Source organism: Paenibacillus sp. IITD108, assembly GCF_036541265.1.
Classification (GTDB): domain Bacteria; phylum Bacillota; class Bacilli; order Paenibacillales; family Paenibacillaceae; genus Pristimantibacillus.
In genome coordinates this window covers 1-15,304 of the sequence record NZ_JAZHCT010000007.1, presented here as the reverse complement: position 1 = coordinate 15,304, position 15,304 = coordinate 1, and the positions used below count along the sequence as shown (strand labels likewise).

18 protein-coding genes are annotated in these 15,304 nt (G+C 44.2%); 3 read left to right on the top strand and 15 right to left on the bottom strand.

The features are described from left to right. Position 1 precedes the first annotated feature (1 nt). From spoIIIAC to V1L65_RS07855, 4 genes are all read right to left on the bottom strand, one after another. Positions 2 to 205 carry a stage III sporulation protein AC gene (spoIIIAC, locus tag V1L65_RS07870; protein ID WP_331698567.1) on the bottom strand — a complete coding sequence of 68 codons (204 nt, stop codon included), beginning with the start codon at positions 203 to 205 and terminating at the stop codon, positions 2 to 4. 16 nt (positions 206 to 221) lie between these two features. Next, entirely contained in the window at positions 222 to 740 is a 519-nt protein-coding gene (gene spoIIIAB / locus V1L65_RS07865; protein ID WP_331698566.1) for a stage III sporulation protein SpoIIIAB, read from the bottom strand. Further along, positions 734 to 1,732 carry a stage III sporulation protein AA gene (spoIIIAA, locus tag V1L65_RS07860; RefSeq protein ID WP_331698565.1) on the bottom strand — a complete coding sequence of 333 codons (999 nt, stop codon included), beginning with the start codon at positions 1,730 to 1,732 and terminating at the stop codon, positions 734 to 736. Before spoIIIAA ends, spoIIIAB begins: the two co-directional genes overlap by 7 nt. Before the next feature lie 112 nt (positions 1,733 to 1,844). Continuing rightward, positions 1,845 to 2,111: a YqhV family protein gene (locus V1L65_RS07855; protein ID WP_331698564.1), complete on the bottom strand. Its 267-nt coding sequence runs from the start codon at positions 2,109 to 2,111 to the stop codon at positions 1,845 to 1,847. Between the two features lie 86 nt (positions 2,112 to 2,197). On the opposite strand from V1L65_RS07855, the gene V1L65_RS07850 reads away from it, so the two are divergent. After that, a complete protein-coding gene (locus V1L65_RS07850) occupies positions 2,198 to 2,998 on the top strand; it encodes a 2-phosphosulfolactate phosphatase (RefSeq protein ID WP_331698563.1) in 801 nt (266 codons plus the stop codon). A gap of 208 nt (positions 2,999 to 3,206) precedes the next feature. On the opposite strand, the gene V1L65_RS07845 is transcribed toward V1L65_RS07850, so the two are convergent. The 5 genes from V1L65_RS07845 to V1L65_RS07825 all read right to left on the bottom strand — a co-directional run bounded on the left by V1L65_RS07845 (position 3,207) and on the right by V1L65_RS07825 (position 7,519). Beyond that, on the bottom strand, positions 3,207 to 4,460 hold the full coding sequence (locus V1L65_RS07845) for an aspartate kinase (RefSeq protein WP_331698562.1): 1,254 nt from the start codon (positions 4,458 to 4,460) through the stop codon (positions 3,207 to 3,209). Between the two features lie 316 nt (positions 4,461 to 4,776). Further along, complete coding sequence (efp, locus tag V1L65_RS07840) at positions 4,777 to 5,334, bottom strand: elongation factor P (protein WP_331698561.1); 558 nt, start codon at positions 5,332 to 5,334, stop codon at positions 4,777 to 4,779. 28 nt (positions 5,335 to 5,362) lie between these two features. Further along, positions 5,363 to 6,436, bottom strand: a complete 1,074-nt coding sequence (locus tag V1L65_RS07835; protein WP_331698560.1) for a M24 family metallopeptidase — start codon at positions 6,434 to 6,436, stop codon at positions 5,363 to 5,365. A gap of 26 nt (positions 6,437 to 6,462) precedes the next feature. Then, positions 6,463 to 6,909 carry a type II 3-dehydroquinate dehydratase gene (gene aroQ / locus V1L65_RS07830; RefSeq protein WP_331698559.1) on the bottom strand — a complete coding sequence of 149 codons (447 nt, stop codon included), beginning with the start codon at positions 6,907 to 6,909 and terminating at the stop codon, positions 6,463 to 6,465. An 85-nt stretch (positions 6,910 to 6,994) separates the two neighbouring features. Further along, a complete protein-coding gene (locus tag V1L65_RS07825; RefSeq protein ID WP_331698558.1) occupies positions 6,995 to 7,519 on the bottom strand; it encodes a YqhR family membrane protein in 525 nt (174 codons plus the stop codon). Between the two features lie 206 nt (positions 7,520 to 7,725). Here V1L65_RS07825 and V1L65_RS07820 point away from each other — a divergent pair, with 206 nt between their 5' ends. Both V1L65_RS07820 and V1L65_RS07815 read left to right on the top strand, forming a co-directional pair. Then, a complete protein-coding gene (locus V1L65_RS07820; protein ID WP_432500559.1) occupies positions 7,726 to 8,652 on the top strand; it encodes a DUF1385 domain-containing protein in 927 nt (308 codons plus the stop codon). A gap of 16 nt (positions 8,653 to 8,668) precedes the next feature. Then, positions 8,669 to 8,980, top strand: coding sequence for a hypothetical protein (locus V1L65_RS07815; protein WP_331698556.1), 312 nt, complete (start codon positions 8,669 to 8,671; stop codon positions 8,978 to 8,980). Between the two features lie 159 nt (positions 8,981 to 9,139). Here the strand turns inward: V1L65_RS07815 and mntR are convergent, their stop codons facing one another. From mntR to metG, 6 genes are all read right to left on the bottom strand, one after another. Continuing rightward, positions 9,140 to 9,562: a transcriptional regulator MntR gene (gene mntR / locus V1L65_RS07810; RefSeq protein ID WP_331698555.1), complete on the bottom strand. Its 423-nt coding sequence runs from the start codon at positions 9,560 to 9,562 to the stop codon at positions 9,140 to 9,142. 45 nt (positions 9,563 to 9,607) lie between these two features. Next, a complete protein-coding gene (locus V1L65_RS07805) occupies positions 9,608 to 10,321 on the bottom strand; it encodes a cytochrome c biogenesis CcdA family protein (protein ID WP_331698554.1) in 714 nt (237 codons plus the stop codon). A gap of 20 nt (positions 10,322 to 10,341) precedes the next feature. Further along, complete coding sequence (locus V1L65_RS07800) at positions 10,342 to 11,151, bottom strand: metal ABC transporter permease (RefSeq protein WP_331698553.1); 810 nt, start codon at positions 11,149 to 11,151, stop codon at positions 10,342 to 10,344. Then, the gene (locus V1L65_RS07795) at positions 11,135 to 11,947 is read right to left on the bottom strand and encodes a metal ABC transporter ATP-binding protein (protein WP_331698552.1); all 813 of its coding nucleotides are present in this window, start codon (positions 11,945 to 11,947) and stop codon (positions 11,135 to 11,137) included. Before V1L65_RS07795 ends, V1L65_RS07800 begins: the two co-directional genes overlap by 17 nt. 65 nt (positions 11,948 to 12,012) lie before the next feature. Continuing rightward, on the bottom strand, positions 12,013 to 13,056 hold the full coding sequence (locus V1L65_RS07790; RefSeq protein WP_331698551.1) for a metal ABC transporter solute-binding protein, Zn/Mn family: 1,044 nt from the start codon (positions 13,054 to 13,056) through the stop codon (positions 12,013 to 12,015). 180 nt (positions 13,057 to 13,236) lie between these two features. Further along, positions 13,237 to 15,222 carry a methionine--tRNA ligase gene (gene metG, locus V1L65_RS07785; RefSeq protein WP_331698550.1) on the bottom strand — a complete coding sequence of 662 codons (1,986 nt, stop codon included), beginning with the start codon at positions 15,220 to 15,222 and terminating at the stop codon, positions 13,237 to 13,239. Positions 15,223 to 15,304 lie beyond the last annotated feature (82 nt).

The window sequence follows — 15,304 nt, the reverse complement described above, 5'->3', positions numbered from 1 at the left end:
CCTACTGGAACAAAAAAATTGTTTTAATTTCCTGGAAAAGATCGTTTAACAAGCGGACTACCATAAATAAAACGACGACAAATCCGATTAAAGTGACCCAATGCGCCATGTCCTCTTTTCCCATCTGCTTCAGCACTGAGTGAATCATCGCAATAATGATGCCAATGCCGGCAATCTGAAATATTGCGCTCACATCCATATTCATCAACGCAGGCACCCTCTTACATCATTAAAATAATAATGAGCACAGCGGTTAATACCCCTAGGCTTTTCCACATCGCTTCATACTTCCCTTGCTCCTCCCTTGCAGCCTGCTCTTCAAGCTTGATTTGATCGATTGCGAGCTGCAAGTTCTTAATTTGATCGTTTGCATCGCTTATGCCAAGCGATGTGCCAAGCCTGTATAGTACAGCCTGTTCGTTGCTCCGCATACAAGTGTGGCCCCAATATTCATCAATGGCCGTTTTCCAATGCTGCTCAAAGGATTGCTCGCTTCCGGACAAAAGGCCTTTCGCTGCTTCTGCAAACATAGCGGCTATTGGGCCTTTCCCAGTTCCTCCTGCGCGCTTCAATGCCTCTGGCAGGGGTGTATAGCCGTAGCTTATTTCTGTAATCAGTCTTTGCAGCATATGAACAAGCTGTCGCAATTGACGCGGTCTTTCAGCGAATTTTGCAGCCTGCTGAAAGCCGATCATCGTGCCTGCAAACAGTACGAACAAAGCACCGATCAGCTTTACCATCTTGTTAACCCTGCTTCATAGCTGCGCGAAGGCTGGTTCATTATGTCCGCTGTTTTGGCCACCTGATGCGATATGCCGTCCGTTGTTCTTCTTAGCTGCACAACCAGCGAGAAGGCTCCTTCCTTAAGCAGCTTGTACAGCACAGGCCTGCCAACCGCTTCGTTGAAATCATAGGCATGAGCAGTGGCAATAACATTAACACCGGCATGAGCCGCCTCTGTTATAGCTGCGCCATCCTCAATGCGGCCGATTTCGTCAGCAATAAGCACCTCTGGCGACATGGAGCGCAGCAGCATCATCATTCCTTCCGCCTTTGGGCAAGCGTCCATAACATCTGTCCTGGGACCTACATCAAAGGTCGGGATGCCTTTTACACATGCTGCTATTTCTGACCGTTCATCGACGATGCCGACTTTTCTGCCTGGCCAGCCGCGGCTTTCAGGCGTTTGCCAATAGCCGTAGCTTATCGATCTCGCCAGATCTCGTATAATCGTTGTTTTGCCTTGCTGTGGCGGAGCAATGATCAGCGTCGAGCTTAAGGTGCGCCTCTTCGTATCAATAAGCGCTGGCAGCAATGACTTGCTTGCTCCTATAACCTCTCTAGCGATCCTTATATTAAAAGCTCCGATGTCGCGAATTCCTTTCACGCTTCCCTGATCCAGCACCGTTCTGCCCGCGAGTCCAATTCGGTGTCCGCCCGATACTGTAATATACCCCCGGCGCAGCTCCTCCTCCATCGCATACAGCGAATAATTAGTTATTCGCTCTAGCAACATTCGGCAGTGCTCGCTAGCCGGAATAAACGCTTCGTCACTCGTCCAGGCCACTAGCCCGTCCTTCGCAACTAGTCTCGACTGACCTCTATAGCCGATTTCAAGCGGCCTGCCTTCTCTTATTCTTATTTCTTCTAAATCCGTTTGAATATCCTTTGGTAGCTTTTCAAGCAAAGCTCTCATCTCTTGCGGCAATAAATGCGCGACCTGCGCCAGCATAAGCCATCACTCCCGGATGATTGTTGCGTAGTTCCCATTGTATGCTTGTCTTTTGAAAATATGTCTTGGAGCTGCTTATACGTTATTTTTATTTTGCTAGAGTCGGGCTCTATCATTTTTTCAATATACCGATCATTAAGCAGGTTACACCTGCGGCTACCCATAAAAATTTGGAAGCAGACAGCTTGTCAGATAACCCTACCAAGCCGACTGTCGTCGTAGTAATCAAAATAAGCGGCCCAACCAGAGCCAGTGATGAATTAATGACTAATGCCCGATCAATGCTGTTCCAGCGAAGGATCAGCAATGCGGCCGCAATTTCAATCATGCCGGAAAAAATACGCAAGGAACCCATAGTCAGGACAATTTTATTAATCATTGGCTTCCCTCCTTTCCATCCTCATAATTATGTATATGCAGGCTCGTCTACATATCATGCTGCACACATGCCTAAAAATTAGGCATATGATGTATGAAATAAATGGTCATATGCATCATACAAAAGGGACTGTGATCCAAATGGAAATTCAAGTGATATCGCATGTTAATGAGGCTAGCGCAGCTTATTTTCCTTTTAAGTCAGTTGCCGTAATAGATGTGCTGAGAGCTACAAGCACGATTGCAGCAGCTTTATCATTGGGAGCCGAAAGTGTCGTTCCTGTAGAAACGGTAATGGAAGCCAGACAGATGAAGCTGGATAACGATATACTCGCCGGTGAAAGGTTCGGACGAAAAATAGCCAGCTTCGAGCTTGGCAATTCGCCTACCGAGCTGACACAGCAAAAATTACTTAACCGCAGAATGATTATTACGACAACGAATGGCACAAGAGCGATAAAAAAAGCAATGCGATCCGATTATTTAATCGCCGTATCTTTACTGAACGTGCAGGCTGCAGCCGAGACGCTGAAGCTGCTTAATCGTGATGTTGTTATCTTTTGCGCCGGCCATCAGGATCAGTTTGCCATCGAGGACGGCTATTGTGCCGGAATGCTTATTGATTCGCTTATGTCCGGCGGATTGGCTGAGCCTGTCGTGCTAGATGACCTCGGTCATGCTATGCTGGCGCTTTACAAGCATTATGAAAATCAAGCAGAGGATGTGCTTAGGCAAAGCAAATGCGGAAAGCGACTGCTGCGTTCCGGTCAAGAGGCAGATGTTATTGCCTGCTCGCAAACAGATGTGCTTGACGATGTGCCGCTATTATTGGATAACAAGCTTATTCGCTTTAATCCATACGAAACGATTACGACAACCAGACAATAGTGCTGTACCTGTTTGTACGAAAAAACGTACAAAATGCCTCTATCGTGACCCGTGCGGCACTCGTTGGTACGAAAAAACATACAAAGCCGTTCGCACACCCAAAAATCAATTAAAAAACACCTCGACTGCCAGCTAAGCTGACAAACGAGGTGTTATATTAATTTTTATGATCAAATCTATGAGTTCCGAGCTGACTGACTTGCTTCAACTATCTTCTTTCTTTAGGACCGCCGACAAATACTTCAGTTTCAGCATCAAGACCATATGCCGTATGCAGTGCAATAACTACCTCAGACAATTTATCCGGGGCAATTACGCAGGAGCATTTAATTTCAGATGTGCTGACCATTTTGATGCTTACGCCGAGTGAAGAAATCGTAGCGAACATTTTGGCTGCAACGCCAGGGTTGCTCACCATGCCAGCGCCAACGATAGAAACCTTCACCAAATTATCATCAGAGGTAGCTTCACGATGCGTCACTGTTTCACGGATGGATTCAATAACTTGAAGCGCCTTGTCTGCATCGTTTCTCGACAAAGTAAAGGAGAAATCAGCTTTTCCATCCTGAACGCCGCTTTGCACAATAATATCAACATCAATGCCGTTATCAGCCAGCGCGCCGAACACATGCGCCAGTACTCCCGGCTCATCCTCAACTCCTAAAATGCTGATACGAGCTACATTTTTATCAAAAGCAATGCCGCTAACGACTACCCCTTGCTCCATTATTGCTTCCTCCCTCACAACTGTTCCTTCATTGTGTGTAAAGCTTGATCGTACAACCAGCTTCACATTATTATGTTTAGCATATTCTACAGCTCTTGGATGCAGGACTGCTGCTCCAAGGTTTGCAAGCTCCAGCATTTCATCATAGGAAATATTGTCAAGCTTGCGGGCGCGTTTTACAACACGCGGATCAGTTGAATATACGCCGTCTACATCTGTATATATTTCACATGCGTCAGCGCCAACCTCTGCTGCCAAAGCAACTGCTGTTGTATCCGAGCCGCCGCGTCCGAGTGTAGTAATTTCTCCGTCCTCACTCATGCCTTGAAAGCCCGCCACAATCGCAATTGATCCATTCTTGACAGCGGTTATTACGCGATGCGGATCAATTTTTTTAATTTTTGCCTTGCCATGCTCTTTCTCTGTAATCATACCTGCCTGCCATCCTGTAAATGATACAGCAGAATGGCCTTGCTGATGGATCGTCATCGATAGCAAGGAAATTGAAATTTGTTCCCCAACAGACAAAAGCATATCCATCTCGCGAGCGGGAGGATTCGCATTTAGCTGTTTGGATTGATCAATCAAATCATCCGTCGTATCTCCCATTGCAGACACGACTACGATAATCTCATTGCCCTCTTGCTGCCTTTCAATAATTCGCTTTGCTACAAGCTGCATTCTCTCAGGCGTACCTACAGAGCTGCCGCCAAATTTCATCACAATCAAAGACAAAGCTGATTCACTCCCCAAACCCGACATTTATATACAACTTAATATTATAGCACAGCTCCCTAGTTCTTGGATACGATACTTATTAACATAATCGTAATCGACAGTATTCCTAGCTGGTCAATCGTTTTATTGAAGGCAATAGCGAGGGCATCCCTCACCAACTTCAGCTCAAAAGATCACTTAAGATGCAATAAACCACGGGGCTAAGCGGAAACAACAAGCCGCTTCTTAGCTCCGTGGTTTTTCTCAAGCCTTTTTTTCTTGCTGAGGGTGCTCCAATGTTCTTTTGGAATGCCCGTAAGAAATTGTATGATTACTAGGCTCTGGAAATGTATTTGCCTTCTCTTGTATCAATAAGCAATACGTCGCCTTCGTTGATGAAAAGCGGCACTTGCACAGTAAGGCCCGTTTCAAGAGTAGCATTTTTCGTAGCGCCCTGCGCTGTATTTCCTTTTACGCCTGGCTCAGTTTCTGTCACTGCAAGCTCTACGCTGTTTGGCATCTGAATGCCAAGAATTTCTCCATTATAGCTGGAAATATGAACGTTCATATTTTCCTTCAAGAAATTAAGCTCCCACTCTAGTTGATCTCTGTCAAGATTGAACTGATCATACGTTTCATTATCCATAAATGTATATTCTGAGCCGGAGTTGTACAAATATTGTACCTCGCGGTTTTCAATAATGGCACGACCAATCGTTTCGCCAGCACGGAACGTTTTTTCCACAGTGTTGCCATTACGCAGGTTTTTCAGCTTGGAGCGTACAAACGCTGCGCCCTTGCCTGGTTTTACGTGTTGAAAATCAAGAACTGTAAAAATCTCGTTATCAACTTCAACTGTCAAGCCTGTTTTAAAATCATTAACTGAAATCATTACTGATTCCCTCCTGAATAAATTGTTCCTATCCCAAAGTAATAAGATCCTTTGTGGATGAGGTTAATATTTTAATACCGGAATCCGTAATAACGATGTCATCCTCAATGCGTACGCCGCCAAAGCCGGGAACGTAAATACCAGGTTCTACCGTTACAGTCATGCCGGGGGTTAAAATCGTATCTGAAAGCATCGATAATCTTGGCGCTTCATGAATTTCCATGCCAAGGCCATGTCCAGTGCTATGGCCGAACAAATCGCCGTAGCCATATTTGTTTATAACATCACGAGCAAGCGCATCCGCCTCTTTACCAGTCATGCCAGGCTTGATATGAGCGAGGGCATGAAGCTGTGCTTCAAGCACAATATTATAAATTTCAATATGCTTGGCTGTCGGCTTTCCGACGACTACTGTTCTCGTAATATCAGAGCAATACCCTTTGTAATAAGCGCCAAAGTCAAATTTCACAAATTCATTGCTGCCAATTATTCTGTCGCTTGCAACGCCATGCGGCAAAGCAGAGCGCTCACCTGATGCGACAATCGTATCAAAGGATGATGAGGTAGCGCCATTGCTGCGCATAAACACTTCCATCTCAAGCGCCAAATCCGATTCCTTCATGCCAGGCTGAACTAAACGCTGAATGTAGGCAAAGGTGCGGTCAGCCAGATCAGCTGCCTCCTGCATAATTTGCAGCTCCTGCTCATCTTTAATCATTCGCAGCTGCTCTACAAGGCCTGATGCCGGCTTCAGGTTAATGTCCTGAAGCAGCTTAGACCACATTAAATAATCACTGTACGTAACATGATCCTGTTCGAACGCAAGCTCTTTAATCGATTCTTGATTCAAAAGCTCTAAAACTGCGTTCATCATAATCGCGCCATGCTCGACAATTGCAAATTGCGGCGATTGTAACGGCGCTTGTGTACGATATCGAAAATCAGTAATAACAAACTGAGCCGTCCCAGTAACAAGAACCATTCCAGATGAACCGGTAAAGCCGCTTACGTAACGGCGGTTCACGCTGCTGCTGATCAGCATAGCTTGTATACCTTTTTGTTCCATTAACTGACGTAATTTATGAACACGCTCGATTGTCATTGCCTTCATCCTTTCATACCAACTTTTTAGTTGTCATTCTCGCCCAGCAAACGAACCATCGCGTCAAGAGCAAGTACATACCCATAAGAGCCAAGACCTGCGATTTGGCCAACAGCAATAGGAGCTACAACAGAATGATGCCTGAATGCTTCCCGTTTATGTATATTGGACAAGTGCACTTCAATAACTGGAAGATTAACTGTGGTTAGCGCGTCTCTTATCGCGTAATTATAATGCGTCCACGCTCCTGGATTCATGATAATACCGTCCAGCTTGCCGAAAGCAGCATGTATCGCATCAATCATTGCGCCATCGTGGTTTGTCTGAAAGAAATGAAGCTCGACGTCAAGCGCAGCTGCATGCTCCTTGAGCATCTCTTCAATAGAGGACAGTGTTTCGCTGCCGTATATACCAGGCTCTCGTATCCCTAGCATATTTAAGTTTGGTCCATTAAATACAGCGATTTTACGCATAACTGCACCCCTCTGGCAAAATATTAAATACTGCGCATTAAGACACTAGACATTTTACCACAAATAACCGCCACTTGAGAAGTAATTATCTGTTGCTGTCTTTATTGGCACGCGACGGCTCTCTCGAAGCTTCATCATTGAGCTCGAAAGAAATGGAATAGCCGATGAAAGAACCCCATAACAGGCATATGCAAAGCTCTGCCGACAAGGTCTCCCAGCCTACCTTCGTTATAACAGTCGTCATTTTCAGCCAAGGCCCAATTAGAACAAAAATTATAAACCACCACACAAAGCCGTAAATGACTCCCGGCCATGCCCCTTTGAACTTATGCAGCACGATTTGATAGATAAAAGCAGCAGCAATAGAAAAAACAATAAAGCTGCCGATTCCGGCTACAGCACCCCAGTATGTCTTTAAAAAACTGTTCTGAAAAAACGGCTCCAGCCAGTAGCCTGGCAGCTCCTTTGTAAACTTCAATCCATAAAACATCCATCGTACAACGCCCCAAATTACACCTGCAAAAAAACCAATAAACAGCGCATACAGATACGGGTTAGTTTTATTTTGCACTGCTCCACTGCTATGATTATTCGGCTTTCTCTTCGCCATCGCTGCCATTGCCTCCTTATTCCAACCTTATCCTCTTGTAGTATGTGTCAAATATTTTGAAAGTAACCGAGATATGAGCGTTGGCATTTGAATGTCTAATCAAGTACAATAGATATTATTAATTAAGCTATTAACAGGAAGGTGAACGTCACTTGTCGCAGGATCCACGTAACATATATGGCGGACAAGCTGTTATAGAAGGCGTCATGTTTCAAGGGAAGCATGTCAATGTAACAGCGGTTCGAAGAAAAAACAAAGAAATCGTATTTTACGAGCTGCCTCGGACATCGAGCCGTTGGCTGCAGCCATTAAAAAAGGTTCCTTTTCTACGAGGTGTTGTAGGAATTATTGAATCAAGCGCTAAGGGCTCCCAGCATTTGAATTTTTCCATGGAGCAATATGCGGAGGATGAGAACGAAAACCTGTCCGAGGAAGAGCGCGAGAAGCTTAAGCAGAAAGAAGAAAAATCAAAAAGCGGCTTCAGCACAGGCATGATTATAAGCGTAGCGGCTGCTGGCGTGCTGTCCTTCATATTCGGGAAATTGATTTTTACAGCCGCACCTGCTGCAGTAGAAGAATTGTTATTTACTAACGTATTTGAAAGCAAAATAGTTCATAACTTATTAGAAGGTCTTATTAAAATTATTTTTTTACTGGCTTACTTGTATTTCATCTCATTAACACCTATCATTAAGCGTTTATTTCAGTATCACGGTGCTGAGCATAAAGTCATAAGCGCCTATGAGGCTGGCGAAGAGCTCACCGTGTCCAATGTGCAAAAGTACAGCCGCCTGCATTATCGCTGCGGTTCAAGCTTTATCGTATTTACCGTTATCGTCGGAGTCGTCATTTATTCCTTGCCGATCTTTGATTGGCAATCGATTTGGGAAAGAGTGTACATCAGAATACTTCTACTGCCCGTTGTACTGGGTATTTCTTATGAAGTATTAAGATTAACGAACGCTATGCGTGAAATCCCATTGCTTCGTTATTTAGGGTATCCTGGCTTGTGGCTTCAGCTGCTTACTACGAAAGAGCCGCATGACGATCAGGTCGAAGTGTCCATAGCTTCCTTTAATAGAATGCGTGAGCTTGATTCGCAATTGAATAAAAACATTTCCCAAAATGGCTAGAAGGACGTGAATTTTTATGAGATGGCCAAAAGGTTGGAACAGTCTAGTAGTTATAATCATGCTGCTTATTATTATCGGAGTAGTTGTTGAGCTAATTTTTAATCCGTTGAACTTCTTGCTCCCGTTGCTGATCATCGGCGGTATTTTTCTGCTTTATAAGTATCCGCCTGCTGCCTGGAGAAAAGGAGCGAAATCGGGGAATCGCACATATGTCATTAACCCGAAAACTTCTGCTAAGCCTCAGCAAAGCCGTCCACGCTCCAAAACAGTGCCTTTTCACGTTATTGACGGCGGGAAAGAGGACGACGACAAGCCCAAGTATCATTAATCAAGGATAAACGGCTCCGCCGTCCTTTGGACAGGCGCGTTTACCGATGAAATATAAGGACAGGTATAAGAATGCAAAGCTGATACTTTCTTATATTTCAAAAAAAGAAACCGTACGGCCTACTATATGGCCTGCACGGTTTCTTTTTTGTTTGCTAAGCTACTCATTGTCCATCTCTTCGCGTATGGCGCGAAGCTCCTCCAAGCGAACAGGGTCTCTCTCAAAGTATTGCACCAGCGTTTCGATGCAAGTAATCGAGTCCCAGCTTAAATGGTGCTCAATGCCTTCAACGTCGGCATATATGTTTTCTTCCTGTACACCGATCATCGTCAAGAAAGATTCGAGAAGCTGATGGCGCTCCATCAGCCTCTTGCCCATTTTCTTGCCCTTATTCGTAAGCACAAGGCCGCGGTACTTCTCATAAATCAAATAACTGCCTTTATCAAGCTTTTGAATCATCTTCGTAACGGATGAAGGATGAACTTCTAACCCTTCTGCAATATCAGATACGCGCGCATAGCCCTTCTCATCAATAAGCTTATAAATGCGCTCCAAATAGTCTTCCATGCTTGGAGTCGGCAATGTAAGACCTCCTAACCGTAATAGCTTGCCTTCCAGCAAGCAAATTTAAAATTTCAGCCATTCAGGCGTAATCAAATTCAACCAAATAGTAATTTTGGTCATCTGATCCGTAAACAGCAATATACCCATCAATATCATTAAACCGCCGCCAACTTTCATTACGGTTGAAGAATATTTCAAAATCCAGCGCGATGGTCCGATAAAGAAAGCTAAAATAAAAAACGGGATTGAGAAGCCGGCGGCATAAGCCGTCGTCAGCTGAAACCAAGTTCCTGGCGATGAAGCTGCTAATCCTAATATAGCAGTTAATGCAGGGCCTGTACAAGGTGTCCAGCCGGCTGAGAAGCCAAGTCCGAATACAAATGAGCTTACATAATTCACTTTTTTCGGAATTAAGTTCATTCTTCTTTCCTTCAAAAGCATCTTTGGTTGAAAAATGCCTAGTAAAAATAAACCCATTAACACAATAAGGATAGAGGAAAGCTGTCTGATCAGCTTGTCGTATTCGCTGAAAAAATCTGCAAACACATTTGCTCCATAACCGAGCGCATAATATACCGTACTAAACCCGATTAAAAAAACAAGGGTATGAGTCATAGTAATCATTCGTTTTTGAGCGGGAAGCTGATTATCCTTTATCTCTGTAACCGAAATGCCTGTTATGTATGACAAGTATGATGGATACAAGGGAAGGACGCAAGGAGAAATAAAAGATGCAAAACCGGCGCCCAGCGCCAGCCATATCGTAATGTCAGCCATTTATAATCACCTCTAATTGCTTAGTTGCCAAATCTTACACCTTTACGAAATACTAGAAGCAGCAGCAGAATTGCAATCAATAAAAGGACAACTGTACCGCCAGGCGCTAAATTCCAAACACCCGCGATCATTAAACCGCCGATAACCGCTATTTCACCAATAATGATAACCATCACAATGCTTTGTTTGAAGCTGCGGGCTACGAGCAAGCTGCAGGCTGCAGGAATAGTAAGCAAAGCCGACACAAGCAAAGCACCTACAATCTTGATCGCAACACTAATAACAAGGGCAGTGAGCACGCTAATCATAACATTGTAGAAACGCACTGGCAAGCCGCTTACAGAAGCAGCCTCCTCATCAAATGTAATGAGGAACAGCTTTTTCATTTGCGAGAAGATCGCAATCAATACAGCAGCCGTCACTCCGCCAATAACGTACAAATCTGTACTGTTAAGCGTATAAATGCTGCCAAACAAATAACTGCTTACGTTCATTTTCATTCCTCTGCCCGAAGTGAATAGCAGCGAAGCCAGCCCGATCCCTCCAGACATAATAATCGCCAGCGAAAGCTCCGCATAAGTTTTATACGCCTTGCGCAGCTTTTCAATGGCAAACGAAGCGATAATTGCAAATATGAGTCCCATCATAATCGGATATACTTGCATAATAAATCCAAGAGCTACCCCAGCTATTGCGACGTGCGACAACGTATCCCCAATCATCGACAACCGCCGCAGCACGAGAAACATCCCCATCAGCGGAGCGGTTATCCCAATCAAAATTCCGCCAATCAGTGCTCGTTGAAAAAACTCACTAGTTAAAATTTCCAACCTGCACAACCTCTTTCTCGCCAACAATTCGCTCTCTAAGCTCTTTCAAGCTATGCGCAATATTAGTTTCAACACAATCCTGCGTCTCATGCGAATGTTTAATATAAAATTTCAGCTTGCCCGCTTCGGAGGCTGGCTGCTGGCCCAAATAGCCTCTAATCATATCCATATCATGAGAAACCATTAAAAAAGTCATATTATGATGCTGATGCATATGCTTGATCATATGAAAGAAGCTCTCCTGTGTTTCGGCATCGATACCGACGGTAGGCTCATCCAATATGAGCAAAGATGGGTTATTAATTAAAGCCCGCGCAAGAAAGACGCGCTGCTGCTGGCCGCCGGACAACTGCCCTATCTTTTTTTCAGCCAGATTGACGATATCCATCGCTTCAAGTGCATCATTGCACATCAATTGATCCGATTTGGATTTATTTTTCGCTCCATTTAAACCAGATAAAACAACTTCCTTAACTGTAGCGGGAAACAATGGATTGAGATTATTTTTTTGCGGCACATAACCAATTCTGCCCCACTGCTTAAAGCGTTCTACTGGCTCGCCAAACAGCGTAATTTGTCCAGAGGCCGGCTTTAATAGGCCAACAATCATGCGCAGCAATGTCGTCTTGCCTGCTCCATTCGTACCAATTAACCCAATAAAATCTCTTTCTTTTACATTAAAGCTGACATTGGAGAGAACCGTTTTATTTTGATAGGCAAAAGATACGTTCTGCACCGAAATAACATCCCGATGACAATATGCATCTGCAGGCGAAATATATGCGTCTCCTTCCATTTCTTCACCCCTTAATAGTGAAAACGGAGCCTTAAAAAGCTCCGTTACGATTCGTATACCATAATCTATTGTAATGCTTGAACTAAATTTTGCAAGTTGCGCTCCATTAATGTCAAATAATTTTCACCTGATTTTTGTTGCTCTTTTGTCAAACCTTCCAGCGGATTCAATACCATAGTATCGACTTTTGCTTCAGAAGCCAGCATTTTTGCCAGCTGGTCCGATACGAGCTCTTCAAAGAAAATATATTTCACATTATGTTCTTTAACAAACTTTGCAATATTCAATATGTCCTGTGCGAGCGGCTCAGCTTCGGGATTAAGCCCCATAATTGCAACCTGCTTAAGTCCGTAATCTCTTGCCAGGTAACCAAAAGCCTGATGAGAAACGACTATGTTTTTTTGCGGCGCCTGACCCAGCTTTTCCTCATACTGCTTATCGAGATGAAGCAGCTTATCATGCAGTGAAGCATAATTTTGCTCGTAATAATCAGTATGCTCAGGATCAGCCTCAATTAAGCTGTTTTTCACATTTTGCGCGATGATTAGGGCAGATTTCGGGCTCACCCATGTATGAGGATCGATCTCATGGTGATGGCCGGAATGGTCGTCGTGCTCGGCCTCCTCCGCATGTTCATGATGATCATGCTCCTCCTCGCCCTCTTCCTCATGCTCGCCGGCAATCAAGTCTATCCCTTCACTCACTACCTTTGTAATCACTTTGCTGTCCTTCGACAATCCTTTTAGAAAGCCATCCACCCAGCCTTCTAGCTCTGCCCCATGATAAAGAAATAAAGCCGCATCTGAGGCTGCTTTCAGCTCCTTGCTTTTTGGTGTCCAATCATGCGGGTCGATGCCTGTTGGAATTAAATTTACAGCATCCACATGCTCTCCGCCAATTTCAGTTGCTATAAAATATATCGGATAAATGCTGGTTACAACACTTAATTTTTCATCAGCCTGCTTATTTGTTTCTTCCGGCTTCTGATTCGTATCGCCTTCATTTTTGCTGCCGTTGCCGCTTCCGCATGCCGATAATGCTGCTGCTAATAGCAAACTTAGCAATATTGCAGCTACTCGCTTTGTACCTGTCCCTCGTTTCAATCGCATAATAAAGCTCCACTCCTATATTTATATCTTATTAGTAATCGTTATGATTACGTTTAATAGTATACGTCTACCCAAAATTGTTGTCAACCATCAATTTTAGTATATAAAAAGACTTCCTTAATTATCATCTGAAAGATCAGCGACAATTTGGGAAGTCTTTTGGATGGTTTTAGACGATGCTTATTTTACAATCGCTCCATTAGGCATTGTGTCAGGAACTGTAGCTAGCGTAAGCTTATCATCTGTCGATGCGGCAAGAATCATACCTTGCGAAAGCTCGCCACGCAGCTTGACTGGCTTCAAATTCGTTACACAAATCACTTTTTTGCCTACAAGCTCTTCGGGCTTATAATATTTCGCAATGCCGGAAACAACCTGGCGCTGCTCATAGCCTAGATCCAACTGAAGCTTAAGCAGCTTATCAGCCTTTGCGACAGGCTCTGCAGCAAGCACCTGCGCTACGCGAAGCTCCACCTTGGCAAAATCATCAATCGCGATTTCCTCTTTGCCCTCCGGAGCTGGTGCGTCTGCTGCTGCTTGATTCGCATCTTCGGTTGAAGCGTCTGCTGCTGGCGCTTGGCCGCCTCTCATCGATGCGGTAATGAACGCAGCCTCCTCTTCCGTTTCAAGCCTTGGGAATAGCGGGTTTTGTTTATTTACCTTCATTCCGCCTGGAATCTGGCCAAATGCTTTTATGCTATCCCAAGAAGTCAGCCCTTCGCCCTCAATACCAAGCTGCTCCCACATTACACGCGGAGCATTCGTCAAAAACGGCTGCAATGCAATCGATATAATGCGCAGTGATTCTGCAAGATGGTACATAACTGATCCGAGCTCTAAGCGCTTGCCTTCATCCTTCGCCAACGTCCATGGCTGCGTCTCGTCGATATATTTGTTAGTACGGCTTACAAATTGCCATAGTGCTGTTAGTGCAACAGAAAACTCCATCCGTTCCATCGCAGCTTCAACCTGTGCAATCGACTCCGCTGCCGCTTTTTGCAAAGTCTCATCAAATGGTGTGACCGCACCAGCATAGCTTGGAATAACGCCGTCAAAATATTTGTCAATCATCGCAATCGTTCTATTCAGCAAATTGCCAAGATCATTAGCCAAATCAAAATTGATCCGTTCAATAAAATTTTCTGGCGTAAACGCGCCGTCTGCACCAAACGGCACTTCGCGCAGCAAATAATAACGCAGCGCATCAAGGCCATATCGGTCAATCAGCACAACAGGGTCGATTACAGTTCCTTTTGATTTGGACATTTTGCCTTCCTTCGTTAACAGCCAGCCATGTGCAAATACTTTTTTCGGAAGCGGCAAGCCCAGCGCCAACAGCATAATTGGCCAATAAATGGTATGGAATCTTACTATTTCTTTTCCTACCAAATGAACGTCGGCCGGCCAGTATGCTTTGAACTTATCAGCCGGTGAATCAAGATCGTAGCCAAGCGCAGTAATATAGTTGCTGAGCGCGTCAATCCATACATAAATAACATGCTTCGGATCGCCCTTTACTTTAACGCCCCAATCAAACGTAGTACGCGAAACAGCCAAATCTTCAAGGCCTGGTTTTATAAAATTGTTGATCATTTCATTTTTGCGGGACTCAGGCTGGATAAAATCCGGATTTTGCTCATAGTACTCAAGCAAGCGGTCTGCATATTTGCCCATTCTGAAAAAATAGCTTTCTTCCTTCACCCTTTCGACAGGACGGCCGCAGTCCGGACAGTTGCCCGAATCAAGCTGTCTCTCTAGGAAAAATGATTCGCAAGGTGTACAGTACCAGCCTTCATAAGTTCCTTTATAAATATCATCCTGCTGCAGCAATCGATCAAAAATCTGCTCAACTACACGCTTATGGCGCTCTTCTGTCGTACGAATGAAATCATCATTGGAAATATCAAGCTTTGACCATAAGCTTTTAATGCCTACAACAATGTCATCAACAAATTGCTGCGGCGTTTTATTATTTTCCTTTGCTTTGCGCTCAATTTTTTGACCATGCTCATCTGTACCCGTCAAATACCAAACATCATATCCGCGCAGTCGCTTATAACGTGCCATAGCATCTCCAGCTACTGTCGTATAAGCATGACCGATATGCAGCTTATCACTTGGATAATAGATTGGTGTTGTAATGTAAAATGTTTTTTTATCGGACATTGCAAACCCTCCAATTAAAATTTGATTTTGAATGTTAACCGTAAATTGAATCGACCGATGTTTCTAACGAAGCTCAGATGCG